Genomic DNA, 24,252 nt, shown 5'->3' on the forward strand with positions numbered 1-24,252 from the left:
TTAAGAATTTCGGTGACAATTTCGGTGCTTGGGTAATGTTGCTTTTCGATTTTAAAACCGAGCAGTAAACCCGAAGTGTATCTTCGCCTCCTTAAATTTGGGCGTAGCTCCGTTGGTGCTTCCAAGGGCGTAGGCCAGCCGGAAAAGTCCATTCCCCATCTCCAGTTGTGTTCCAACGCCAATGCCAGTGGGCGAAAAGGTTTGAAATCCTCCAATGTAGTTTCGCTCGAGATACCCTTTATCCACAAAAAGGAATGCAAACGACTCGCTTTCGAAGTAAAAACGGGCTTCGGCAGTGCCTACGTGGTAGGACGATATCCAAAAGAATTCTTCGTTGAATCCGCGTAATGAGCCGTAGCCGCCCACCTGGAGAAGTTCGTTGTAGAAAAGTTGATTATACCCATTTCCACCAAAAGCACCGATTGCCGCCCCCGTGTATCCAGCATATAAGCCAAACGGGCCGACTAAACTCCGGTAAAGACTGGCGTGAAAGTTTAATCCAAAAGCGGTTGACTTGCGGGATAGGACAGTTTGGTTCTCGGTGGGGTAGTCGGCGCTGCGGCTACCCACGCTTACCTTGGTGGCCATCTTCATCTCAGCAATGGGAAAAAGGGTGCCTTTTGTTTTTTCAAAGTTGTAGCCGAGTCCGTAAAGGGTTGCGTTGCTTGTGCCATATCCGGGTAGGGTTATTCGCCCATTGGTGGCAACTTTTCGGATATTGACGAAGGCTTGTATTGTGTGGCCCCCGGGTATGCTCCAGTTGAGTGCTAGCGTTGGATTGACCACCAGTAGCGTAGTGTCGCGGCGATAAATGGCTATACCCGCAGAACTTCCTAAACCGCCAATTCCAAGCCAAGGAAAGGTTACTGAGGCGTCGAATTTTTGCTCATTCGCCTCCAACTTTCGCCAGTGAAGTTCGATTTTCTCACTAAGGTTAAGCGTATTGATTAGCTTTAGGTCGGCATCGCCTTTAAATGTCATGCCGCCATTCTCTTTGCCTGCTAGGCCAATGAGTGCGCTTACCTGGTTGGCTTTTCGCTGACGGAGATAAATGTAGATGCGTGCTTTTCTTGGAATAAATTCAGGCTCGGCAGGGCGTTGCTCGGCGAGATATCCCAATCTGGTAATGGTGGAACTCACTTGTTTCACCAATCGTTCGCGGTATACTTCATCTTTTTTAATACCCAGAAGATAGTTGAGGTATGAGCGGTTCGCCCTAAACTGTCCCTTTATGATTAGGGTGTCGAAGACTACGAAAGTGCCGGGAATCAGGCGGAGCAGTCCTGTTATTTTATTGCCGTCGACGGCTACCGAATCGAGCGTAAAGGTTGCAAATGGGTATCCTTGGTTTTCGGTGCTATTGAGTAGCGCATCAGTGGCGGAGGTTAGGGATAGCAAACCAACGTTGTGTACCTTTATATAAAAGGGAAGATTTTGGAGCACTTTGGAAGGAGCTACAATTTTAAACTTAGCAGTTTTGAAACGGGTTCCTTTATGAAGGGAAAACTTTGCTTGTGTGGAATCTATGGTCGCAGAGTCGATCCCTGCTTCGGCATAACCTTTTGCCCATAGGCTAATTACTACCCGTTGGATTGTTTGAGCAATGGCAAGAGAATCGAAGGATGGAAGGATTATATTTTTGTAAATCTCGTTGGTCTCAGCATTTATGATGCGAATGGGGTATCCGCTTTGAGCGTTGAGGTTATTGGTGCCAATGAGCAGTCCGAGTAAAATAGATAAAAAGACAACTCTTCCAATTGTGCAATACCTAATTATAATGCTGGTTTTAGAGAATAACTGGGTTCTTTGTATTGTCGAAATCATTCCTAATCATCCTTACTGTCCATGATTAAACGGTCCCGTGATTATTTATAGTATCCTGTTTGGTCCTCATCAATTATCGATTGTAAGTTGGTCGATTTAAGAATGGCACTGGTTTGGGCATCTATTTTCTTGAATGTTTTGCATATGCCGCAATGCTCCTCGTTCCTACCAAATTCGCAGGGTTCATAGTATTTGTCGCTTACGCAGGAAAGCATGGCGGCGGGGCCTTCAAAATGGTTATAGATGGTAGCCAAGTCAATATCTACAGGGGGTTTTATCAGAAAATAGCCTCCGGCTTTACCCATTTTGCTCTGCACTACGCCCATTTTTTTGCAGTCGTTGAGAATCGACTCCAAAAATTTTTGGGGAATGGATTCACCTTTGGCAATTTCGGCAATCTGAATAGGCCCTTTGCCATACTCCTTAGCCAATCGGAGTAGTGCCATTAATGCGTACCGTGTTTTTCTTGAAATCAAAGCCGTATAATTTTATTCGATATAAAACTACGCAATTTTTTTATTTCTAATGGGAATATGTTCTCTAACAATCTACTCTCTTTGATGCGAGTTGGTTTATGGTTGGATCTAATGCAATACAATTAAGGGATATTAATCTGTTTCTATATGCTTATTCTCTAGCGGTTTTTGCTTCGATTTAGGAATATTTTAGGTGATTCAATCTCTAATTTGTAAACTTCTCTATACTCTTTCCTCATTTTCTTACCTTTGTAGTAATAAAAACAGACTACTATGAAGGCAATAATGAACCATCGTTCCATACGTAAGTATAAGACCAACAGAATTGATGATGCTATATTGAATGAGATACTATTGGCAGGAACAAGAGCGTCTAACACTGGAAACATGCAGGTGTATAGCATTGTGGTAACCACCGATGCTGAGATTAAGAAGCAGTTGGCTCCCTGCCATTTCAATCAGGCAATGGTTACACAGGCGCCGGTTGTGCTAACTTTCTGTGCCGATTTTAATCGCTTTTCCAAGTGGTGCGAACAGCGCAAGGCTACTCCGGGGTATGACAACTTTCTATCGTTTACTACCGCTGCCATCGATGCCCTGCTTGCTGCACAAAATGTGTGCATTGCCGCTGAGGATAAAGGGTTAGGTATTTGCTATCTCGGCACAACTACCTATACGGCTGCTAAAATCATTGAGGTGCTGGGTCTGCCCAAGGGTGTAGTGCCAATTACCACAGCGGTGGTTGGGTATCCCGAAACGATTCCAGAACTCACAGATCGGTTACCGTTGGAGGCCGTTGTGCATCGTGAGGTTTACCACGACTATTCTCCCGACGATATCAATAGGCTCTATGCAGAGAAGGAGGCAATGCCATCCACCAAACAGCTGCTAGAGGAAAACAAAAAAGAGACATTGGCGCAAATCTTTACAGACAATCGCTATACCAAGAAGGATAATGTTGCCTTTTCAAAGGCGTTCCTTAAAGTATTGCACGATCAGGGATTTATGAATAATGAGGAGTAGGTGAACTCTCAGGTTTTCTTATGATTTGGGCGCTTTGGATAACCTCTAAAGCGTTTTTTCTTTCATTAAATTTGGTGTCAGTATTCCCTAAGACTAGACATGGATAATTACTGAATGGCCATTTTTGATGACAACCTAGAGTTAGTCAACCAATTCTATTGCTAGCGTGATGTGAGGCATCTGCCACGAATTGGATTAAAGAATCGCGGCATTCCTCACAATTTAGTCCGTTTGCGCTTAGAAAGGTTCGCTTAGTCCATATCCATTAGCTCTACTATCTTTGGCAGGTCGCTGGGAGTAAATAAGCCAACAAGAGGGCTAGCGGCACTCCCGTTTTCGGTTATTAGAATGGATTGTATGTAGTTTCCATCTTTCATCGACCGCTTAAACATGTTGTAAACAGTCAGAATATCTACGTTGGCAGGGACAATCGCAAAATCTCGAATATTTGTAAAAGGGATTAAACTTGACACAAGCGCCTTTTCGATATTTGTATTGGTAACGATGGTTTCGGTTAGCCATTTTGCAAGCGTTTTCGCCGTTATCAGGCAAACTACCCGATCTTTATCTACTACAGGGCAGCGCACAAATCCTTTTTCGGCAAATGTCTTCAGCATATCCATTACCGGGGTAGTGGGGGTGGTGTAGTATGGTTTGTTCATAGGCAGGCTGTTTAACCTCGGCGGGTTATTCAGCATGTTCCGAATTTTCCGAATTTCCTTTATAATATCGTCATGTGGTTCAGCAATAACAAAGTTCTCGCGGCGGGTATGGGTTATGGCGTTGCGGAGTTCAGCAAATTCTCTTAAATCGTTGGCGTATCTCTGTATCGCCGGATGAAACGCCCTTGCTTTTCGCACAAGTTCGGTAAAGCCTGCGTGGTAGCGATCGTCGCAAATCTCCCTGAGTTTTTGCTCAATCTCGGTAAATAGATCGATGAATATGGCTGAATTCAATTGCTGTTTCATGTCGTGTCTTATTTGGAATGGGTGAAGGTAGGTAAAATTGCCGTTGGGTATTATTCCGCTGCGAGATATTGATACGGCATTATCCTCTTGCCCATTTGAGTTTTGCCCATAATTGCAACTTTTTCTAGGGGCAAATTAATCTTTATCGCCTCTAATTCCAGCCTGTCGGTCAAACTTCCTATGGAATCTTTTTTACCTTTGTTGTCCAATTATTAAAGTAAAACGAAGCAAATTATGTATACTCATCAATATCTAGAAGCATTTACGGCTCGATTGTTTGAGCAGATGGGTTGTCCGCCCTCCGATGCAAAAGTGGTTGCCGAATTACTGGTAAAAGCAGAGTTGCGCGGGCTCTCCTCGCATGGTATGATGCGGGTAAAAGATTATTATCTGTTGGTGGAAGCTGGCCGCATAAACGTAACGCCTAAAGTAAGGATTATTCATGAAACGCCTAGCACTGCTACCGTTGATGGCGATGGTGCCTTAGGCCCAGTGGCGGCAAAGCGGAGTATGGAAATTGCAATTGAGAAGGCACGAAATGTTGGCACCGGTTGGGTGGCAACCAAGGGCTCGAACCATTTTGGAATTGCTGGATACTACTCTATGATGGCCCTTGAGCACGACATGGTTGGTATTTCCATGACCAACGCAAATCCCCTCGTGGCGCCTACCTATTCCACCAGTAAGCTGTTGGGAACGAACCCTATTGCAGTGGCTATTCCAACGCTGAATCAGCCTGCTTTTGTCGCCGACTTTGCAACTACCCCAATTGCTCGTGGCAAACTCGCAATTATGGGAAAGAAGGGGGAGAAACTTGACTTTGGGTTTGTACAGGATAAGCATGGCAACCCAAGTATCGAACCGGATATCCTGTTGGAGGGTGGTGCAATTTTGCCGCTTGGTGGAAGTGCCGACCATGCCAGCCACAAGGGATACTGCATGGGTTCGTTGGTGGATATATTTTCTGCAGTTTTTTCTGGTGCCAATTTTGGTCCATTCGTTCCGCCTCAGGTTGCCTATTTGCCTTTACTCGAGCAAAGTGTAGGAGACGGACTTGGTCACTTCTTTGGCGCTATGCGCATCGATGCCTTCCGTCCGGCCGAAGATTTTAAAGGGAAGATGGATCAATGGATTGAGACCTTCCGTAACGCAAAAGGAATTGAGGGTCAACCTCCAGTTATGATTCCCGGTGATCCCGAGCGGTTGTTTGAGGAGCGAATTACCAAGGAGGGTATTAAACTTATTGCTCCGGTTATTAAAGATTTGGCCGAAATTGCCGAAAAGCTCAATGTGCCGTTTCGGATGGAGTAGTAACTATTATTAGGATAATAAGAAGAGACGCAGGTTTACTGCGTCTCTTCTTATTTTTCGTCCTATTATTGTTGCAATGATTACTGCGTTTTGCTATTCCTTGCTTAAAATAACTTCTCTTTTTTCGTTGAATTTAACTATCTCTCTCTTCTGATTTTTTAAGAGAACATAATCACTACGTTCTTGGCAAAGAGTTTAACGGCAATAGCCAAAAGAATTACTCCGAAGAATTTCCGGAGAATGAAAATGCCATCTTGACCAACAATACGCTCCACGCGGTCTACGGTTCGTAGCACTAGATATACGAAAAGCAGATTAAGGATTAGGGCTGCAATGATATTGATTGTATGGTACTCGGCACGAATTGAGAGTAGAGTTGTAATTGCCCCAGGGCCTGCGATAAGGGGGAAGGCAATGGGCACGATAGTGGCTCCCGATGAGGTGGTTTCGTGCTTGAAAATTTCTACGCCGAAAATCATCTCTATGGCCAGCACAAAAATTACCAGCGATCCAGCCACGGCAAAGGAAGCAATATCTACCCCAAATAGATTAAGAATAATCTCACCCACAAAAAGGAAGGCTATGAATATAAGGAGTGAGATAGAGACCGCTTTTTCGGCCTTAATCACTTTCTGTTGATTGCGAAGGCTAATGATAATAGGAACAGCACCAAGAATGTCGATAATTGCAAACAGCACAACAAAGGCGCCAACCAACTCAATAAATTTAAATTCAAGCATAGAAAAACGGTTTTGAGGGAATCTTTCTTCGAGGCAAAGGTAAATAGAATTTGTAGTATCTCCTCAAGGTGGGCGTTAGCCTATTTTTAGATGAGGTTTGTTGCTGGAATATATCGCTTATAGCCAATGTAATTCGCCTTGTAACAAAAAAAAGCCCCGGAAATCGGAGCTTTTGTATCGTAGTCGGATAATTGCTATTGGACAACACGGTTAACGTAGGTTGCACTAGCTTGTGCCGTAGGCATTATCACCAAGTCGTTAATATTAACATGTGCAGGACGATTTAGCACAAATAGTATGGTCTGTGCAATATCCTCTGCAAAGAGCGGGCTAATTCCTTGGTAGGTTTTCTTTGCGAGTTCATCGTCGCCTTTATACCTTACGCTGGAGAATTCTGTCTCAACCATACCCGGTCTAATTCCTGAAACCTTGATTCCTTCTTTCAAAAGATCAATCCTCATGCCCTTTGTAATAGCTTCCACTGCATGCTTCGAAGCACAATAAACATTACCGTTTTCATATACCTCGGTTCCTGCGATGGACCCAATGTTTATGATATGTCCACTGCCTCTTTCAATCATTAACGGAACTATCGCACGGGTGATGTAAAGTAGCCCCTTTATATTGGTATCGATCATTCTATCCCAATCGTCAATCACGCCATCCTGAATATGGTTTAAGCCCACAGCTAAGCCTGCGTTATTAATCAACACATCAATTTTCCTCCAGCGCTCAGGAAGAGATTCAACTGCACTTGCCACGGCCTCCTTATCTCTCACATCGAAATTAAGGGCCAAAACTTCGGTTTTGTGCTTAATCTCCGCTTCTTTCTTTACCGATTCGAGCAACTCTGCTCTTCTTCCGGTAAGAATCAAGCTGTATCCATTTTCGGCCAAAAGCATTGCCGTAGCTTTGCCTATTCCAGACGTGGCTCCAGTTACTAATGCAAGTTTCTTCATTGTTTTATTATGTTTTTTTGTATTTATTCTTTGAATTTGTTTTTCTCAACGTTTTGAGAATACGGCCGTTTATTTTCGGCTGCGTAGAAAAGCAGATACACGCCTTGTTGCCTTGTTTTATTCACAAACTGACCATAATTATTCAAAAGCAGATCAAGGTTATTTGCCGATCCCAACCATCGACTGAAATGAGGTGCAAAAGTAGGACTATTCCTTGATATAGGAACCTGTTTTTTAGCAGCAATGAATCTTTTACGGAAAATATGCGTTGTCTCGTCTGATCGTTATTGTTTTTAATAATATTCTGAAGTTTGTAATCTGCTGTGAAGTAGATTCATATAAATGTGCAGAGGCGCTATTGTGTTGTAGTGCCCAAAAACGCTATATTTGTCCATAAACTAGAATCCGGCTAAATGACTCCTCTGAAATCGCTTAAAGTCTTACTGCACGAAGCTAATCTAGCCGACGTAGCCCAAGAAAGACTTATGCAGCTAATGGAAGAACAAGGTGGTGAGTTGGAGCGTGTAGCCCTATTTACTTTGGCCATTCAAGCAAATATTGAGCAAACCACTCCACCACTTTCCTACTGTAGTATTGGCGAGGGATGGTATGCATCATTGCAGCAGTCTGTTGCCTTTTCCAATGGAAAACCGTTGGTTGATGGACTGGAACGTATCTCGGATGGGTTTTGGCATTTAGCAGTAAATGGATTCAAGCCAACATCCTATGCCCATTGGTTGGTTTCCCCCGATGTCGTAATCAATAAAGCTACAAGCGACGCTACACTGCGGTTGAGCCAGTTTACGCAAGGACTTGGAATCCCAATGATTGAGGGCGGAGTGATTGTCTCTTCGGAATTAGATGCCGAGCCTTTTGTTTGTAGCACTATCATTGGCGTTCGAAAGGGGGCTGAGTGTAAGCGTCCGCTAGCCGAAGGTCAAAAGGTATTTATGTTTGGAGACTTTACCCTTCCTACATTCTATAGCAAGGAGTCGGGTATTCTTACTCGAGCATTTGGTTTTAAGACCAATTTTGACTCCCCAAGCAACGGCATATTTGCTAAGCAAATTGACTTTGCTCTGGGTGATCTTTTTAAAGCCGATTTAATTGATGATGTTGAGTCTCTAACTACACTTGGCTTACTTAATGCATCCATTACGCTGGCGATGCGTTGGCGCTTAGGAATTTCTATTGACTTAACCAAAATCTTAACGGGGAAAGTCGACTGTTCGAACTCGGAGATACTCGTCTCTGAAACGTTAAATAGGTTAATTGCTGTTTGCCCAATAGGGAAGGAGAATATTTTGGAAGCCATCCTCGAAAAATGGGATATTCCCTATTCCTGCATCGGCGAGATAATCTCTGAGGAAGTTGTAAATATTAGAGGGTTGCGGGATGAATCGCTAATTTTCCCTATAGGTTTGGGCAAGGAGTTTACTGAGGAGAAGATCACAGTTACAAGATACAACCTTCCTTGCTTTGATAAAATTGTTCTTGCCGATGATACTGATGTGGTTAGTCTGCAAGAAGCTATTGAGGTGGTTCTTTCCAGTACCAGCTTTTCGCCCAAACTCTGGTTCAAGGAGCAGTTTGACTCCAGTTTGCAAGGGGGCCCCAATTTGAGTAACCCCTCCGATGCGGGTATAAATGTACTCCGAACGCTAAAGCGCCATCTTGCAGTTGCAGAAGTTTTAAATCCGCGTCTATCCCAAATTGATCAGGAACGGGCCCTTGTGCTCAACTTTGCTGAGGCTACTCGGAAAGTCATTTGCTCTGGGGCTGTTCCGTTGCAGGCGACCCTTGTACCCGCCGTTTTTGGAGGTACCGAAGCCCAGTTCGAATTGGTTGGACGACTTCAGCAGATATTTGAAGAGGTCTCGGCCAAATGGGGCGTTGTGGGGTCTTTGCAAAAACCTTTTGTTAAAGAGCGTGTTGGCGAACAGGAGACCATATTACCCTCTATTGCAGTCTTAGGAATTGTTGATGGTCCTGTACCGTTGGCACGTACCTTTATGGAGAAAGGCGATATGATCTACCTTCTCGGTGATCCTGCACTTACGATCAATGGAAGCGAATTGGAGAAGTCTCTCGGACTCGAACAAAAGGCTGAATTGCCCTATTTCGATTTAGCCAAGGAGTTTCGCCTACAGAAAACAATCCATAAACTATTTCAATTAGGGATATTAAGTTCGGCCCACAGCGTCGGAAGGGGCGGAATATTCACCTCCTTAATTGAGTGTGGACATGCCAGCGGTTTAGGCTTCGATATTACTACCGATTCTGAAATTACACCTAACGCCTTTTTATTTGGTGAAGCACCTGGAATGGCCGCAGTAACAGTTGCTTCGTCACGGGAAGTTCAATTCATCGATTTTATGGTTGCTCAAAAGCAGAACTTTCGCACCCTTGGCCATGTTACTAAGGCCGAAGTGAGGATAGACGATGTTTCTTATGGCTTTATCTATGATCTTCGAAAGTATTTTGTTTAGTGCTTGGAATAATTAACGTTTAATTCATTATGGCAGATAAAGATAAGGTTATCGGAATGTTTAATAGTATCGCTCCAACCTACGATTTTTTGAATCACTTTTTGTCCCTCAATATCGATAAGGTTTGGCGAAGAAAGTTAGTTAAACTAATAGCACCTTACAAACCGGAGCGTATTTTGGATGTGGCCTCGGGAACCGGCGACCTGGCAATAGCCCTTACCCGTCTTAAACCAGATGGAATCGTTGGGGTTGACATTTCGGAGGGAATGCTCGAGGTGGGAAGAAAAAAAATTGCTCGTAAAGGGCTGAGTGATATCATAACGTTGCTCTATGGCGACTCTGAAAGCCTACCTTTTCCCACAAACTCATTCAACGCGGTTGCTGTTTCGTTTGGAGTAAGAAACTTTGCCAATCTTGATGCTGGATTGGCCGATATGTGCAGAGTTTTAAAACCCGGTGGAGTGGTTGCTGTGCTCGAGTTTTCCATGCCGCGCCGTTTCCCTATTGTTCAGTTTTATAAGTTCTACTTTTTAAAGGTACTTCCATTCTTTGGTAAGATGTTTTCGGGTCACCACGAGGCGTATACATATTTGCCCGAATCGGTTTTGCAGTTCCCAAATGGCGAACGGTTTTTACACCTTATGCGCGAGGCTGGTTTTTCTAATGTTAGAGAGAAGCGACTTAGCTTTGGCATTGCTTCCATATACACAGGTGAGAAGATTATTAAGGCCAAACGGCAATAATCAGGAATGATGGCCGTTTTGAAGATGCAAAATTATACCATGAGAATAGCTATATCCATTCTAATAATTGTATCCTTATCGTTGTTCTCAAACAAGGCAATGGCTCAGCGTAACGATAAGCCATTTACTCAGTTGGATTACGACTATGGGAAGCCATTCCATTTTGGTTTTTCTTTGGGTTTCAACTTCATGGACTTCACCATAAAGAATAATGGTAAACCACAAGAAATTGGTCTAGGAGACACAACTGCGTTATGGGCCGATGCGAGCGGGATGGTGCCTGGTTTCAATGTAAATATTATAACCGATTATCGACTCAACGAGTATTTCAGCGTTCGTTGTCTTCCCGGCTTATCGTTTGGACAGCGCGATTTGAAATACTACGAACCTAGTGGAAAATTACTCACTACTATGAATCTGGAGTCCTCCTTTATTGAGGTACCCATCTTAATAAAGTATAAGGCTAAGCGATCGGGCGATATTCGACCCTATTTAATTGCAGGTATAAATCCCCGGTTCGACGTTGCAGCCTATAAAAAACTCAACAATAAAGAGGGAATATACGTTAGGCTAAACAGTTCCGATGTTTACTATGAATTTGGTGCCGGGCTCGACTTTTACCTCACCTATTTTAAGTTTTCCATCGAAATGAAGTATTCTGCCGGTATCTCCAACGTTCTATCTCCCGATCTGGTTGAAGGTGGTGAGAGTTACGTTAAAGCCCTCGATAAAATCCAATCCCAATTATTCGTCATTGCGTTCCACTTTGAATAGCCAAAAGAAATGCCCATTGAATTATCGCTCACATTAAGCCCTAGGCAGGCTTCGGAGGAGCCTTTATTGAAGGCGCAAGTTGCCGAAAAACTCAATATCTCCGTTGCTGAAGTTACCGGGGTCCGAATTATTCGAAAATCCATAGATGCAAGGGGACGTCAGATCAAGGTAAATCTTGGGTTGAGCGTGTTCGTTAACGAGGCTGTGCCAACCCATACTTACGAGCCATTGCAGCTAAAAAATGTTGCCTTGGCCGAACCTGTGGTGATTGTGGGTGCCGGACCTGCTGGTTTATTTGCTGCCCTTCGGCTCATTGAACATGGCTTTCGACCAATCATATTAGAACGCGGAAAAGAGGTTAGTGCACGAAAGCGTGACATCGCAACCATCAATCGGAATTTAGGCGTTGATCCCGACTCCAACTATGCTTTTGGGGAGGGCGGTGCCGGAACATTCTCCGATGGAAAACTTTACACCCGCTCAAAAAAACGTGGCGATATAAGTTCCGTGCTTCATGTGTTTCATCAATTTGGAGCTCAGGATAGCATCCTTTACGATGCTCACCCGCACATTGGAACCAATGTGCTTCCTCGCGTAGTAACCGCTATGCGGCAAGCAATAATTGATGCAGGTGGAGCTGTTTTCTTTGGCAAACGTGTAGACGATTTGCTTGTCTCAGGGAATCACATTACCGGAGTGGCTTGTGCAGGTGAGGTATTCAGCGCCAAGGCTGTAATTCTGGCAACAGGACACTCGGCTCGCGACATTTACCACCTTCTATATAACAAGGGCATTGCCTTGGAAGCAAAACCATTTGCTATGGGAGTAAGGGTTGAGCATCCTCAACCGCTAATCGATAGCATACAATACCACATGCCCACGCGCGACGAGTATTTACCTGCAGCATCCTACTCATTGGTTCAGCAGGTCGAAGAGAGAGGTGTTTACTCCTTTTGCATGTGTCCAGGTGGTTTTATCGTACCTGCAGCCTCTTCGCCTGGGGAGGTAGTTGTGAATGGTATGTCGCCAAGCGAGCGGAATTCAAAATATGCCAACGCAGGTATGGCCGTAGAAATTCGGGTAGAAGACTTACTTAGCTACAAAGGACATGGGGTTCTTGGTGGTTTAATTATGCAATCGCAACTCGAAAAGAAGGCATTCCAGTACGGCGGTTCAGGTCAAGTGGCCCCAGCCCAACGGTTGGCCGATTTTGTGGATGGAAAGGTGTCCAATACACTGCCTTCTTGCTCCTACCATCCGGGCTTAACTTCCAGCCCAATGAATGAATGGTTACCCCAGCATATTGGAAAGCGGTTAAGAGAGGGATTTAAAGCGTTCGATGGGAAGATGCATGGCTTCTTAACCAATGAGGCACTTATTGTTGGAGTTGAATCTCGCACATCGTCGCCTGTGAGAATTCCACGCGATGAGAACACCTTTATGCATATAAGTCTTGAAGGGCTCTTCCCCTGCGGAGAAGGGGCTGGATATGCCGGAGGCATCACTTCATCGGCGATGGATGGTCAGGTTTGCGCCGATGCTGCCCAGCGCTGGCTCAGTCGGTAAATCCGTTACGTCTAAATTCGGAAAGAATTATTGCGGTAGCAGTAGCTACGTTCAACGATTCTGCTCCCGCTGGATCATTTGTAAAGGCAGGGATGGTTATCTTGTTGGAGATGATATTTTCAACATTTTTGGAAATGCCATTACCCTCATTGCCCATAACTATAATGCCGTTTTTAGGGAGGTGAGATTGATAAAGGTTTTCCCCTTCTAAAAAGGTTCCAAAAATCGGGATACCGTTGGATTGCATCACTTCAAGGAGATTGGATAAATTGGTGTAGTGAATTTTTACTTTGGCCAAGGCACCCATGCTCGCCTGAACCACTTTTGGATTATAGCAATCAACGGTTTCGGTTGAGCATACAAGGTTGGTCACGCCAAACCATACGCAAAGTCGAATAATCGTCCCTAGGTTGCCGGGATCCTGAATGTCGTCGAGGGCAATTACCAGTTGCTCCTTTATCTCAGCGGAGTTAAGATGGTATTTGGGCATATGGAATACGGCTAGGGTGGAGGCGGGGGTGGTTAAGTTCGAAATGCGCCCCATCTCCATCTCCGAAATCACTAAGGTTGTCGGGTTGTTTAAAATGCTGGTGTGATTGACGTATCCTTCGAGCATGTATATGTTCTGGGGATTTAACCCCGCAGCAATTAACTCAACAATAAGTTTCTCTCCTTCGGCCATAAAGAGGTTTTCCTCTTGCCTAAACTTTTTTTGTTTTAAGGAAACAATCCGTTTTATTTCGTTTTTAGTAAGCATCTGCGTTAAATATTGGTCAAAGTTACAAATTCTCTTGTTCATCAAGGACCTGTTCTATTGCTTAGGGCTGTGGCAAAAGTAAGTATTACCTCATTGCAATTAGCTAAAGATGCTATCGGTGATGGTTTTTTTTATAATTTAGGCTAAAATTTTTACGATGCAATTCATTCCTTGGAACAAGTTTATCATTTTGAGTGTCATTGTCGTGGTAACTTATTCCTGTTCAACCACTAAGTATGTTCCCGAGGGCAAGCAACTCTTAAATAAGAGCGAAATAAAGGTAGACGGAAAGGGTGTTTCCGAGGATGATATCGCTTCCTATACTAAGCAGAAGCCCAACAAACGCATATTCTTTGTAAGGTTCCACCTTGGCCTATACAATCTCTCCTCAGCAACCAGAACGAACCGCTTTTATCGCTGGCTCAAGGCCATTGGCGAAGAACCTGTTATTTATGATGAGTTTTTACATGAGCGAAGCGTTGAACAAGTTGGACTTTTTCTAAAAAGTAAAGGTTATTATAATTCGGTGATCGAAGATACAATTATCTTTAATGGACCTAAGAAGGTAACGGAATCTTTTTTAATAACACTAAATGATCCCTATACTGTCGATTCTGTTTTTTATTCAATTCAGGATACACTTCTTTACAGAAAAGTTCTAGCAGCCGGCTCTTTTTCACTGGTGAAAAGCGGTGTTCGATTCGATAGAGATATTTTGGAGGACGAGCGAGCAAGACTGTCTATGCTTCTTCGCAATCAGGGCTATTATCAGTTCAATAAGAATTTTATTTTTTTTGAGGCGGATACTAGCCTTGGTCGCAAAAGAGTTGCGTTGGAGGTCAAGATCGTCAACTATCCCATGAAAACTGACAATGGAACGATTGTTAGGGTTCCCCATCCAATCTATAAAATTAAGGAGGTAAAGATATATACCGCCTACGATGGTGTGAAGGCTATTACTGATTCTAGTTACCTGGGTGCTTATGCAGAGACTGATTACAAGGGAATTAGGATATTCAATCGAAAGGAGTTTAAGATAAAGCCGAGTACTGTTTATCGAACCAACTACCTGTTTGTGGATAGCCTTTACAGTGAAAAGAATGTAAATAACACGTATAATAATTTTTCATCTCTGAGATTATTTCGGAACATCTCTTTTCAATTTAGTGAACCAAGGAAAGAGGCAATAATAGTAGAGCCCAGTGCCGCAGATCTCTTTGAGGAAGCAGTAGACTCCTCCTTACATAAGGGCGAAATTGATACTACGTTGACAGTTACCCCCGGCCTTTCGGCTAGCATCTTTCTGCTTCCATTTAGCCAGCAAAGCTATACAGTAGAGGTTGAAGGAACTAACTCATCTGGAGATTATGGCTTTGCTGGAAATTTAGCATACCAGCATAAAAACTTATTCCATGGGGCTGAAATATTCGAAACAAAAGTTAAAGTTGCCTTGGAATTTATCAAAAAGAAGGGATCTAACTCCTTTGGCACCTCAGTGGAAACAGGTGCCTCCACTGCGCTTACAATACCTCGGTTCTTAATGCCCTTTAGAATCGACGATATTCATACTACCTACAGTCCAAAAACGCAAATATCTTCTTCTTATAATTTTCAGCGCAGACCCGATTATACACGAACGGTGCTTAATGTTACTTTTGGTTACCGATGGAATCAGACCAAGCGCATCAGCATGATCGTTAATCCAATTGATTTAAATATCGTTGATTTGCCGGTTGTCGACAGTGCTTTTTACAGCAGTTTAAAGGATGATTTTTTGAGAAACAGCTATCAAAACCATATTGTGGCAGGTGCGTCGTATTCTTTTATATTCTCTAATCGGCAAGCAAATAAAGTGATAAACTTTTCAACCTTCAGGGTCAATGCAGATATGGCTGGAAATTTGCTGCAAGGAGTAAGCAAACTTCTTAAGGAGCCACAACCCGATGGGAATTATGAGTTTCTAGGGACACGGTTTGCCCAGTATATCCGATGTGAGGCTAATTATACCTTCAATCATGTTGTTAATGATGCCAATACTTTTGTTTATAGAGCATATGCGGGGATAGGCGTTCCATACGGGAACTCTAAGGTACTCCCTATTGAGCGACAGTTTTTTGCTGGCGGGGCAAACAGCAACCGGGGCTGGCAAGTAAGATCACTTGGACCTGGTTCATATAAGGATACGCTTGTAGGTACCTATCCCACATCTTCTTCGGATATGAAATTAGAGGCAAATTTCGAGTATCGGTTTAAGCTGTTTTGGAAGTTGGAAGGCGCATATTTTGTCGATGCTGGCAATATTTGGGCGCTCTCATCAACCGACACAAGAGCGGGTGCCTCCTTTGATCCTAAACGGTTCTACAAAGAAATTGCGGTTGGCACGGGCCTTGGTATACGCTTCAACTTTGGCTTTTTTATATTTAGGATAGATTCCGGAATTAAGGTCTACGATCCAGCTCAAGATGTAGCCAACCGATTGGTGCTGGGTAGTCGTCCTTTACTCTTTAATGATCTTGCATTCCATTTTGGAATAAACTATCCTTTCTAGAAAAAAGATATTGGCATTAAAAAATATCGTAAGTTTGGGTAAACCAAACTTTTTATTGCCATGTCTTACAATAAGATTGTAGAACTTCTAGGAGATAAGGCATCCTTCCTTCTAGATCATCAGTGCAAAACCATTGATAAGGCAAGCCTTCACCATCCGGGTGCAGACTTTGTTGATCGAATTGTGGCCCTTAGCAACCGCTCTCCACAGGTAATGAAGAATATGCAGTGTCTTCTTGGCCATGGACGGTTAAAGGACACTGGCTATTTGTCTATCTTGCCCGTGGATCAAGGAATAGAGCACACTGCTGGTGCATCCTTTGCACCAAACCCCATTTACTTCGACCCTGAAAACATCGTTAAACTTGCCCTTGAGGGTGGTGCGAATGCAGTTGCTTCCACTTTCGGGGTATTGGCTGCTTGTTCCCGCAAATACGCCCACAAAATCCCTTTTATCGTTAAACTAAATCACAACGAATTGCTCACCTATCCAAATAAGTACGATCAAATCATGTTCGGATCGGTGGATGAAGCTTGGAATTTGGGCGCTACGGCCGTGGGCGCTACCATCTATTTTGGTTCAGAGGAATCGAACAGGCAGCTTGTGGAGGTTGCCCAAGCCTTCGAGCGGGCGCATGAACTTGGGTTGGTAACCGTTCTGTGGTGCTACCTTCGCAACAATGGTTTTAATAAGGATGGCATCGATTACCACGCAGCAGCCGATCTTACCAGTCAGGCAAATCACTTAGGAGTTACCATTCAGGCTGACATAATCAAGCAGAAACTTCCCGAAAACAACGGGGGATTTAAAGCTATTGGCTTTGGTAAGACCTCCGAAAAGGTCTATACACAGCTCACAACTAATCATCCCATCGATCTTACCCGCTATCAGGTTGCTGGTTGTTATATGGGTCGGTCCGGATTAATTAACTCAGGCGGTGCGTCGAGTGGCGAATCCGATTTAGCTGAAGCCGTTGCTACGGCCGTTGTTAATAAGCGTGCAGGTGGAATGGGCTTGATTTCCGGACGAAAAGCCTTCCAGAAAAGCATGGGAGAGGGTATCACTCTACTAAACGCCATTCAAGACGTTTATTTAGAGAAGAAGATAACCCTTGCCTAATACATTGGGTGGGCTCTTCATTATTGATTTTTGAATGAGTCCATCCATTTTGTCGTCCTAATCGGAATACTTATACGGACAATAACTATCCTATTGATTGGTTATGAGGTTTTGGCGGAGTTTCATTAAAGAGTGGTTTTCCTTTTCAGGTGCCGAAAGAAAGGGCGTGTGGTTTTTACTGGTAGTTTCGACCTGTGCTGTTACTATTGCAAAGTTCTACCCCGAACCGCCAGTAACCCGCGCAGACCCAACACTTGTTTCCGAGGCCAAACGAATTAACGATCTTTTGATGGAAGACGCCTCCGAATCCTACTATGAAGCAACCACAACTTCACGCTCACCGCATCCTCTATCGCTTCGGCCATTTAATCCTAATGATGTTACCGCAGAGCAACTTCATAGCATGGGGCTTCCCGACAAGACGGTTAAAAGTCTTCTGGGTTATCGGAGTAAAGGTGGCGTTTTTCGAAAAGCGGATGATATTAAGAAGTTATACGGGCTCGGCGAGGAGTTGTCGGATGCGATTATTCCATTTTTAATCATCCCCGATTCGCTAGCCTTTAAAAAATTCAATCCATTACTTTTTAGTAAAAGAGATTCCTTTGTGGTCAGTTTTCCGGTGGAGATAAACGGGGCAGATTCGGTTTCTCTGCTGCGAATAAAAGGTATCGGTCCTGTGCTGGCACATAAAATAATAGTGTATCGTCGTCAATTAGGTGGCTTTTATAGTGCCGATCAACTCCTGGATATTTATGGTTTACGTGCCGAAAATCTGTTGCTGATGAAGGATCAACTCATTGTTGACTCTACAAAGATAGTAAGCTGGCCTATAAATTATTTATCCCCCGATAGTATGGCGAAGCATCCTTATGTTTCAAAATATCAGGCAAATGCAATAGAGTTTTACCGTGGTAAAGTGGGCAAAATACAATCGCTGGACGAGTTGGTGCATAACAGAATTTTACCACCCACAGTAGCCCGAAAACTACGCCCTTACATCAAGTTTTGATTATTGACTCTATTTCCTGTAAATTAATGGTCGAAAATTTTGCAGAATCTCTTTTTAATAATAATTTTGCGCTTCAATTAAACAAGTATCGCCATGATCATTATTCCAATAAAAGAGGGAGAAAACATTGAACGGGCTCTCAAAAAATTCAAGAGGAAATTTGAGAAGACCGGTATTATTAAGGAACTAAGACAGCGTCAATTTTTCACAAAGCCTTCTATCAAGAGGCGTGACGAAATGAAGAAGGCTGTATACGTTCTGAAATTACAGGAAGCTGAAGAGTAGCCGATTGCAGTAAGGCTTAAAATAGTTCTTTTTTATTTGGTTTTCTAGTAAAAACCGAGTATTTTAGAGGTTAATATGATAGGCCTATTTTTTCAATACCTGCACTCAGAACGACGTTTTTCACCACACACGGTGAAATCGTACATTGATGACATAAATCAATTTGTATCCTTTACTGGAAGCGAGTTGAAAGATTTTGACCCATCTAGCGTCGATCATAAAATGATCCGTAGGTGGGTTGTTTCTTTATTGGAGAAGAAGTATGCTGCCCGTTCCGTATCCCGAAAAATTTCTGCATTGAAACATTTTTACCGTTTTCTAATGCGCGAAGGATATGTTTCAATGAATCCTGTGCAAAAAATTGTTGCTCCACGGGTGCAGAAAAAACTTCCGGTTTTTATCGAGGAAATGGCTATTCTAACCCTTCTTGACACTCTGCTGCCAACCGACGATAGTTTTGCCGCTCTTAGGCAGAAAACTATTGTTGAGTTGCTTTATTCCACGGGTATTCGGAGGGGAGAGTTAGTTTCACTGCAACTCTCGCAGGTTGATTTCGTCCAGAGGCAAATTCGCGTGATCGGGAAAGGGGATAAGGAGCGGATTATCCCAGCCACCCCAGAGTTGCTTGAAACGTTGTCTCGCTATATGAAAGCACGTCAGCATCTTGTTGGTGATGGCAAAAATAGTTGTCTTTTTACTACCGATTCGGGTAAACCAATTTATGCAAAACTTGTTTATAGAGAGGTACACGATGCACTCGGTTTTATTAGTTCAATGACCAAATTAAGTCCCCACGTATTGAGACACTCATTTGCAACTCATTTGCTTAACCATGGAGCTGACCTCTCTGCTATAAAGGAACTGTTAGGCCATGCGAACTTAGGCGCTACTCAAGTTTATACCCACACTTCTTTCGAAAAATTAAAGAGTATTTATAATCTAGCTCATCCCAGAGCTTAAATTAATATAACTAGGAGGATTTACTATGAACGTAAAGATTCAATCCATTAAGTTTACAGCGGACCAAAAACTCGTTGACTTCTTAACTCAGAAATTAGAAAAGATGCCCCGTTACTATGAGGGTATTTTAGGTGCGGAAGTTTTTTTACGCCTTGAAAACGCTCAAGATACCGACAATAAGGTTGTCGAAATTCGACTTGAGGTTCCGGGATACGATGTATTTGCCACCAAACAAGCGAAAACATTCGAAGAAGCAGCCGATCTTTGCCTTGATGCGTTAAAGAAGCAAGTGTCTAAGTATAAGGAAAAACAGAAGGGACTTTAATTATTTTTAAAAAAAGAGCATTCTAATTTTGCAAGGAAAGCAAAAAGTTATACATTTGCCCTCCGATTTTCAGAGGTAAATTATGCCTCGAAAGTCGATGTTCTTTTAAATATCTTGCATGTCGCCGATGTAGCTCAGTTGGTAGAGCAGTTGATTTGTAATCAGCTGGTCGGAGGTTCGAGTCCCTCCATCGGCTCATGTTTTCGGCAAAATGCCTTCCAAAAAAATTGGAAGGGGAAATACCAAAGTGGCCAACTGGGGCAGACTGTAAATCTGCTGGTGTACGCCTTCGTAGGTTCGAATCCTGCTTTCCCCACTCTTTGAATTTTGGAATTAAGCGGGAGTAGCTCAGTCGGTAGAGCATTAGCCTTCCAAGCTGAGGGTCGCGGGTTCGAGTCTCGTCTCCCGCTCTTTTTTTGCCTATGTAGCTCAGGGGTAGAGCACTTCCTTGGTAAGGAAGAGGTCATGGGTTCAATTCCCATCATCGGCTCCAGTTTTTTGTGGTAAACCTTCAAAGATTTTAAACTATCTAATATTTTGAGTTATGGCTAAAGAAAAATTTGACAGGTCGAAGCCGCACGTTAACATAGGTACCATTGGTCACGTTGACCATGGTAAGACAACTCTTACGGCTGCTATCACCACCGTACTTGCAAAAAAGGGTTGGTCCGAAGTTCGTAGCTTCGATTCAATTGACAACGCTCCTGAGGAAAAAGAGCGTGGTATTACCATTAACACTGCTCACGTTGAGTATTCAACAGCTACCCGTCACTACGCTCACGTTGACTGTCCTGGTCACGCTGACTACGTAAAGAACATGGTTACTGGTGCTGCTCAAATGGACGGTGCTATTATCGTTGTTGCTGCAACTGACGGTCCAATGCCACAAACACGTGAGCACATCCTACTTGCTCGTCAGGTAAATGTTCCTCGTATCGTGGTTTTCCTTAACAAGGTGGACATGGTTGACGATCCAGAAATGCTTGACCTCGTTGAAATGGAAGTTAGAGAACTTCTCTCTTTCTACAAGTTCGACGGCGACAATGCTCCTGTGATCCGCGGTTCTGCTCTTGGCGCACTTAACGGTGAACCAGAATGGGAAGAGAAAGTGGTTGAATTGATGGAAGCGGTTGATAATTGGATCCCAATTCCTCCTCGCGAGAATCAAAAGCCTTTCTTGATGCCTGTTGAAGATGTATTCTCTATCACCGGTCGTGGTACCGTTGCTACTGGAAGAATCGAAACTGGTGTTATCAAGGTTGGTGAAGAAGTTGCCATCATCGGTCTTGGTGATGCTCCTAAGAAATCGGTTTGTACCGGTGTTGAAATGTTCCGTAAGTTGCTCGATACAGGTGAAGCTGGCGACAACGTAGGTCTTCTACTCCGTGGTATTGATAAGAAGGAAATCCGTCGTGGTATGGTTATTGCCAAGCCAGGTTCGGTTACTCCTCACACTGTATTCAAGGCTGAGGTTTACGTGTTGAAGAAAGAAGAAGGCGGACGCCACACTCCTTTCCACGACAACTACCGTCCTCAGTTCTACCTCAGAACTCTTGACGTAACTGGCGAAATCAAGTTGCCAGAAGGTGTTGAAATGGTTATGCCTGGTGACAATATCTCTGTTACCGTTAACCTGATCACTCCAGTTGCTATGGCTCCAGGTCTCCGCTTCGCTATCCGCGAAGGTGGTAGAACTGTAGGTGCAGGACAAATTACTGAGATTGTTTTGTAATAAATATTAGGGGTAGGGAGTTTTCCCTGCCCCATTTTTACGGGTGTAGCTCAGTTGGTAGAGCATTGGTCTCCAAAACCAAGTGTCGGGCGTTCGAGTCGCTCCTCCCGTGCATTGATAAAAATACTTGCTATGAAGATTGGATTGTATTTTAAAGAGGCTTATAATGAGCTCATGCATAAGGTGACTTGGCCAACCTGGAAAGAGTTACAAAACAGTGCAATAGTTGTAATGATTGCTTCCCTACTCATTGCGCTGGTAATTCTAGTCATGGATTTGTCCTTCAAGAACATTATGGAATTGCTCTATGGCTTACTTAAAGCTTAGGGAGGAGGATCATGAGCGAGGGTGATAAGAGATGGTATGTTCTTCGAGCAATTGGCGGGAAGGAAAAGAAAGTAAAAGAATATATCGAAAACGAGGTTAACCGTCTTAACCTACAGGATTTTGTGACCCAAGTTCTCATCCCTACTGAGAAAATTTATCAGATTAGAAATGGTAAAAAAATCAGTAAGGAGAGGATCTTTTATCCTGGATACATTCTAATCGAAGCTGCGCTTGTTGGCGAAATTCCGCACATTTTGCGAAATATACCCAACGTTATCGGTTTCTTAGGTGATTCTAAAAGCAACACAGAAGCTATTCCTTTGCGTCAAAACGAGGTGAATAGAATACTGGGTCGTGTAGATGAACTGACCGAAGGAGGCGAAGAGTTGAATAATCCTTATTGTGTTGGAGAGAGCGTTCGAGTAATCGACGGTCCTTTCAATAGTTTCACCGGCATTATTGAAGAGGTGAACGATGAGAAAAAGAAGCTCAAGGTAATGGTCAAAATCTTCGGACGAAAGACCCCTCTCGAGCTTGGCTTTATGCAAGTAGAAAAAGAGTAATAATTTAATTTAGGCAATCAACATGGCTAAGGAAGTTGCTGGATTGATTAAGCTGCAGATTAAAGGTGGAGCAGCCAACCCATCACCTCCAGTAGGACCGGCACTCGGTTCAAAAGGGGTGAACATAATGGAGTTCTGCAAGCAGTTTAATGCCAGAACTCAGGATCGCGCTGGGAAAGTATTACCAGTAATCATTACTGTATATTCTGATAAGTCTTTCGACTTTATAGTAAAAACTCCTCCAGTTGCAGTGCAACTGCTGGAAGTTACTAAGTTGAAGTCGGGTTCAGCGGAATCAAACCGGAATAAGGTTGCTGCGGTTACTTGGGAACAAGTACGCCTCATTGCAAGCGAGAAAATGCCCGATTTGAACTGCTTTACCATTGAATCTGCAATGCGTATGGTTGCTGGCACTGCCAGAAGTATGGGTATCACCGTTACGGGCGAATTCCCTGGTTAGTAACATTTAAAAAATTCTTTGAAAATGACAAAAATTTCTAAGAATCAGAAGATTGCACTTGCCAAGGTAGACCCCAATAAAGTATACAAACTCTCCGAAGCAACCCAACTTGTAAAGGATATTACCTTTACGAAGTTTGATGGTTCGGTAGACGTTGATGTAAGACTGGGTGTTGACCCCCGCAAGGCAAATCAGATGGTTCGTGGTGTAGTAACCCTACCTCATGGAACTGGACGAGTAGTTCGTGTATTGGTTCTCTGTACTCCCGACAAGGAGCAAGAAGCTAAAGACGCTGGTGCTGAGTTCGTAGGTCTTGATGATTATATCGAGAAAATTAAAGGTGGATGGACCGACGTAGACGTTGTTATCACTTCGCCCAATGTAATGGGTAAGGTGGGTGCTCTAGGTCGTATTTTAGGTCCACGCGGATTAATGCCAAACCCTAAAACAGGTACCGTTACCATGGAAATTGGTAAGGCTGTCTCTGATGTTAAAAAGGGTAAAATCGACTTTAAGGTTGATAAGTTTGGTATCGTTCACTCGGGTGTTGGAAGAGTTTCTTTCTCCCCTGACATGCTAGTGGATAATGCACGTGAGTTCCTCAGCACCATTATGAGGCTGAAACCATCTGCTGCTAAGGGTACCTATATCAAGAGCATCTACCTTTCTAGCACTATGAGTCCTGGTATTCAGGTTGACCCAAAGTCGATCACTGAATAGTTGTTAACGAAAAAGGCTGATTTGAATCATGAGAAAGGAAGATAAAGGCAAGATTATTGAAAGCTTAGCTGAGCAAATTCAGGGAAGCGCTCATTTTTACCTTGCCGACATAGGAGACCTTAACGCCGCTAAAACGGCTGAGCTCAGGAGAAAATGCTTTGAACAGGAAATCAAGTTGGTTGTCGTAAAAAACACCCTTCTCCAAAAAGCATTTGAGAAAATTAACTTCGAGCATACAGAAATATTTACTGTTCTAAATGGCTCTACTTCTATCATGTTTAGCAATTCCGGTAACGGTCCTGCCAAGCTGATTAAAGACTTCGCTATTAAGAATAAAAAGCCTGTTTTAAAGGCTGCTTTTGTAGAGCAATCAGTATACATTGGTGCTGAGAACCTCGACACTCTGATTAGCATTAAATCGAAGAATGAACTTGTGGCTGATATTATCTTGATGCTACAAACACCTGCGAAAAATGTTATTTCGGCACTTCAATCGGGTGAGCGACAATTGACAGGGGTTGTAAAAACTCTTTCTGAAAAAGAATAATCTAGTTAAGAATTAATTTTAAAAATC

General features: G+C 43.3%; 24 protein-coding genes and 5 tRNA genes. 23 read left to right on the plus strand and 6 right to left on the minus strand.

Annotated elements, in window-relative coordinates; all coding sequences use genetic code 11:
- Positions 1-51 precede the first annotated feature (51 nt).
- Both BLS65_RS00525 and BLS65_RS00530 read right to left on the minus strand, forming a co-directional pair.
- Positions 52-1,824, minus strand: a complete 1,773-nt coding sequence (locus BLS65_RS00525; protein ID WP_092434115.1) for a BamA/TamA family outer membrane protein — start codon at positions 1,822-1,824, stop codon at positions 52-54.
- A 41-nt stretch (positions 1,825-1,865) separates the two neighbouring features.
- The gene (locus BLS65_RS00530) at positions 1,866-2,300 is read right to left on the minus strand and encodes an RrF2 family transcriptional regulator (RefSeq protein WP_092434118.1); all 435 of its coding nucleotides are present in this window, start codon (positions 2,298-2,300) and stop codon (positions 1,866-1,868) included.
- 273 nt (positions 2,301-2,573) lie between these two features.
- Between BLS65_RS00530 and BLS65_RS00535 the strand changes: the two genes are divergently transcribed.
- Positions 2,574-3,323 carry an NADPH-dependent oxidoreductase gene (locus tag BLS65_RS00535; protein WP_092434120.1) on the plus strand — a complete coding sequence of 250 codons (750 nt, stop codon included), beginning with the start codon at positions 2,574-2,576 and terminating at the stop codon, positions 3,321-3,323.
- Between the two features lie 251 nt (positions 3,324-3,574).
- Here the strand turns inward: BLS65_RS00535 and BLS65_RS00540 are convergent, their stop codons facing one another.
- Entirely contained in the window at positions 3,575-4,291 is a 717-nt protein-coding gene (locus BLS65_RS00540) for a CBS domain-containing protein (protein ID WP_092434121.1), read from the minus strand.
- A gap of 234 nt (positions 4,292-4,525) precedes the next feature.
- On the opposite strand from BLS65_RS00540, the gene BLS65_RS00545 reads away from it, so the two are divergent.
- Positions 4,526-5,602 carry an Ldh family oxidoreductase gene (locus BLS65_RS00545; protein ID WP_092434123.1) on the plus strand — a complete coding sequence of 359 codons (1,077 nt, stop codon included), beginning with the start codon at positions 4,526-4,528 and terminating at the stop codon, positions 5,600-5,602.
- Between the two features lie 158 nt (positions 5,603-5,760).
- Here the strand turns inward: BLS65_RS00545 and BLS65_RS00550 are convergent, their stop codons facing one another.
- Positions 5,761-6,342 carry a MarC family protein gene (locus tag BLS65_RS00550; protein WP_092434127.1) on the minus strand — a complete coding sequence of 194 codons (582 nt, stop codon included), beginning with the start codon at positions 6,340-6,342 and terminating at the stop codon, positions 5,761-5,763.
- A 194-nt stretch (positions 6,343-6,536) separates the two neighbouring features.
- On the minus strand, positions 6,537-7,301 hold the full coding sequence (locus tag BLS65_RS00555; protein WP_092434131.1) for an SDR family oxidoreductase: 765 nt from the start codon (positions 7,299-7,301) through the stop codon (positions 6,537-6,539).
- A gap of 413 nt (positions 7,302-7,714) precedes the next feature.
- Here BLS65_RS00555 and BLS65_RS00560 point away from each other — a divergent pair, with 413 nt between their 5' ends.
- From BLS65_RS00560 to BLS65_RS00575, 4 genes are read left to right on the plus strand one after another with little or no spacing between them, the layout of a single operon-like run.
- The gene (locus BLS65_RS00560) at positions 7,715-9,790 is read left to right on the plus strand and encodes an AIR synthase-related protein (RefSeq protein ID WP_092434136.1); all 2,076 of its coding nucleotides are present in this window, start codon (positions 7,715-7,717) and stop codon (positions 9,788-9,790) included.
- A gap of 29 nt (positions 9,791-9,819) precedes the next feature.
- A complete protein-coding gene (gene ubiE, locus BLS65_RS00565; RefSeq protein WP_092434139.1) occupies positions 9,820-10,533 on the plus strand; it encodes a bifunctional demethylmenaquinone methyltransferase/2-methoxy-6-polyprenyl-1,4-benzoquinol methylase UbiE in 714 nt (237 codons plus the stop codon).
- Between the two features lie 39 nt (positions 10,534-10,572).
- A complete protein-coding gene (gene porT, locus BLS65_RS00570) occupies positions 10,573-11,307 on the plus strand; it encodes a type IX secretion/gliding motility protein PorT/SprT (RefSeq protein WP_170829948.1) in 735 nt (244 codons plus the stop codon).
- A gap of 9 nt (positions 11,308-11,316) precedes the next feature.
- Complete coding sequence (locus tag BLS65_RS00575) at positions 11,317-12,873, plus strand: NAD(P)/FAD-dependent oxidoreductase (protein ID WP_092434144.1); 1,557 nt, start codon at positions 11,317-11,319, stop codon at positions 12,871-12,873.
- On the opposite strand, the gene BLS65_RS00580 is transcribed toward BLS65_RS00575, so the two are convergent.
- On the minus strand, positions 12,863-13,672 hold the full coding sequence (locus BLS65_RS00580; RefSeq protein ID WP_244500646.1) for a TrmH family RNA methyltransferase: 810 nt from the start codon (positions 13,670-13,672) through the stop codon (positions 12,863-12,865). The two genes, BLS65_RS00575 and BLS65_RS00580, sit on opposite strands and share 11 nt — an antisense overlap.
- Positions 13,673-13,787: 115 nt before the next feature.
- Here BLS65_RS00580 and tamL point away from each other — a divergent pair, with 115 nt between their 5' ends.
- From tamL to rplJ, 17 genes are all read left to right on the plus strand, one after another.
- A complete protein-coding gene (gene tamL / locus BLS65_RS00585; protein ID WP_092434147.1) occupies positions 13,788-16,178 on the plus strand; it encodes a translocation and assembly module lipoprotein TamL in 2,391 nt (796 codons plus the stop codon).
- Between the two features lie 60 nt (positions 16,179-16,238).
- Positions 16,239-17,297 carry a class I fructose-bisphosphate aldolase gene (locus tag BLS65_RS00590; RefSeq protein ID WP_092434150.1) on the plus strand — a complete coding sequence of 353 codons (1,059 nt, stop codon included), beginning with the start codon at positions 16,239-16,241 and terminating at the stop codon, positions 17,295-17,297.
- Between the two features lie 103 nt (positions 17,298-17,400).
- Positions 17,401-18,306 carry a helix-hairpin-helix domain-containing protein gene (locus BLS65_RS00595; protein WP_092434153.1) on the plus strand — a complete coding sequence of 302 codons (906 nt, stop codon included), beginning with the start codon at positions 17,401-17,403 and terminating at the stop codon, positions 18,304-18,306.
- 93 nt (positions 18,307-18,399) lie between these two features.
- Positions 18,400-18,591 carry a 30S ribosomal protein S21 gene (gene rpsU / locus BLS65_RS00600; protein ID WP_092434155.1) on the plus strand — a complete coding sequence of 64 codons (192 nt, stop codon included), beginning with the start codon at positions 18,400-18,402 and terminating at the stop codon, positions 18,589-18,591.
- A gap of 75 nt (positions 18,592-18,666) precedes the next feature.
- A complete protein-coding gene (locus BLS65_RS00605) occupies positions 18,667-19,551 on the plus strand; it encodes a tyrosine-type recombinase/integrase (RefSeq protein WP_092434158.1) in 885 nt (294 codons plus the stop codon).
- Positions 19,552-19,576: 25 nt separating this feature from the next.
- A complete protein-coding gene (gene hpf / locus BLS65_RS00610; protein WP_092434161.1) occupies positions 19,577-19,876 on the plus strand; it encodes a ribosome hibernation-promoting factor, HPF/YfiA family in 300 nt (99 codons plus the stop codon).
- A 123-nt stretch (positions 19,877-19,999) separates the two neighbouring features.
- Positions 20,000-20,072: transfer RNA gene (locus BLS65_RS00615), tRNA-Thr, on the plus strand.
- 37 nt (positions 20,073-20,109) lie between these two features.
- Positions 20,110-20,192, plus strand: a tRNA-Tyr gene (locus BLS65_RS00620).
- A gap of 21 nt (positions 20,193-20,213) precedes the next feature.
- Positions 20,214-20,286: transfer RNA gene (locus BLS65_RS00625), tRNA-Gly, on the plus strand.
- An 8-nt stretch (positions 20,287-20,294) separates the two neighbouring features.
- Positions 20,295-20,369, plus strand: a tRNA-Thr gene (locus tag BLS65_RS00630).
- A 51-nt stretch (positions 20,370-20,420) separates the two neighbouring features.
- Positions 20,421-21,608: an elongation factor Tu gene (tuf, locus tag BLS65_RS00635; RefSeq protein WP_092434164.1), complete on the plus strand. Its 1,188-nt coding sequence runs from the start codon at positions 20,421-20,423 to the stop codon at positions 21,606-21,608.
- A gap of 39 nt (positions 21,609-21,647) precedes the next feature.
- Positions 21,648-21,720: transfer RNA gene (locus tag BLS65_RS00640), tRNA-Trp, on the plus strand.
- Between the two features lie 20 nt (positions 21,721-21,740).
- Complete coding sequence (secE, locus tag BLS65_RS00645) at positions 21,741-21,935, plus strand: preprotein translocase subunit SecE (RefSeq protein ID WP_092434167.1); 195 nt, start codon at positions 21,741-21,743, stop codon at positions 21,933-21,935.
- Between the two features lie 11 nt (positions 21,936-21,946).
- Positions 21,947-22,498 carry a transcription termination/antitermination protein NusG gene (gene nusG / locus BLS65_RS00650; RefSeq protein ID WP_092434170.1) on the plus strand — a complete coding sequence of 184 codons (552 nt, stop codon included), beginning with the start codon at positions 21,947-21,949 and terminating at the stop codon, positions 22,496-22,498.
- 22 nt (positions 22,499-22,520) lie between these two features.
- On the plus strand, positions 22,521-22,958 hold the full coding sequence (rplK, locus tag BLS65_RS00655) for a 50S ribosomal protein L11 (RefSeq protein ID WP_092434173.1): 438 nt from the start codon (positions 22,521-22,523) through the stop codon (positions 22,956-22,958).
- Positions 22,959-22,982: 24 nt separating this feature from the next.
- A complete protein-coding gene (gene rplA / locus BLS65_RS00660; protein ID WP_092434176.1) occupies positions 22,983-23,678 on the plus strand; it encodes a 50S ribosomal protein L1 in 696 nt (231 codons plus the stop codon).
- Between the two features lie 28 nt (positions 23,679-23,706).
- Positions 23,707-24,225 (plus strand): 50S ribosomal protein L10, encoded by a 519-nt coding sequence (gene rplJ / locus BLS65_RS00665; protein WP_092434179.1) that lies wholly within the window; start codon positions 23,707-23,709, stop codon positions 24,223-24,225.
- Positions 24,226-24,252: the final 27 nt, after the last annotated feature.

This window comes from Williamwhitmania taraxaci (assembly GCF_900096565.1).
Lineage (GTDB): Bacteria > Bacteroidota > Bacteroidia > Bacteroidales > Williamwhitmaniaceae > Williamwhitmania > Williamwhitmania taraxaci.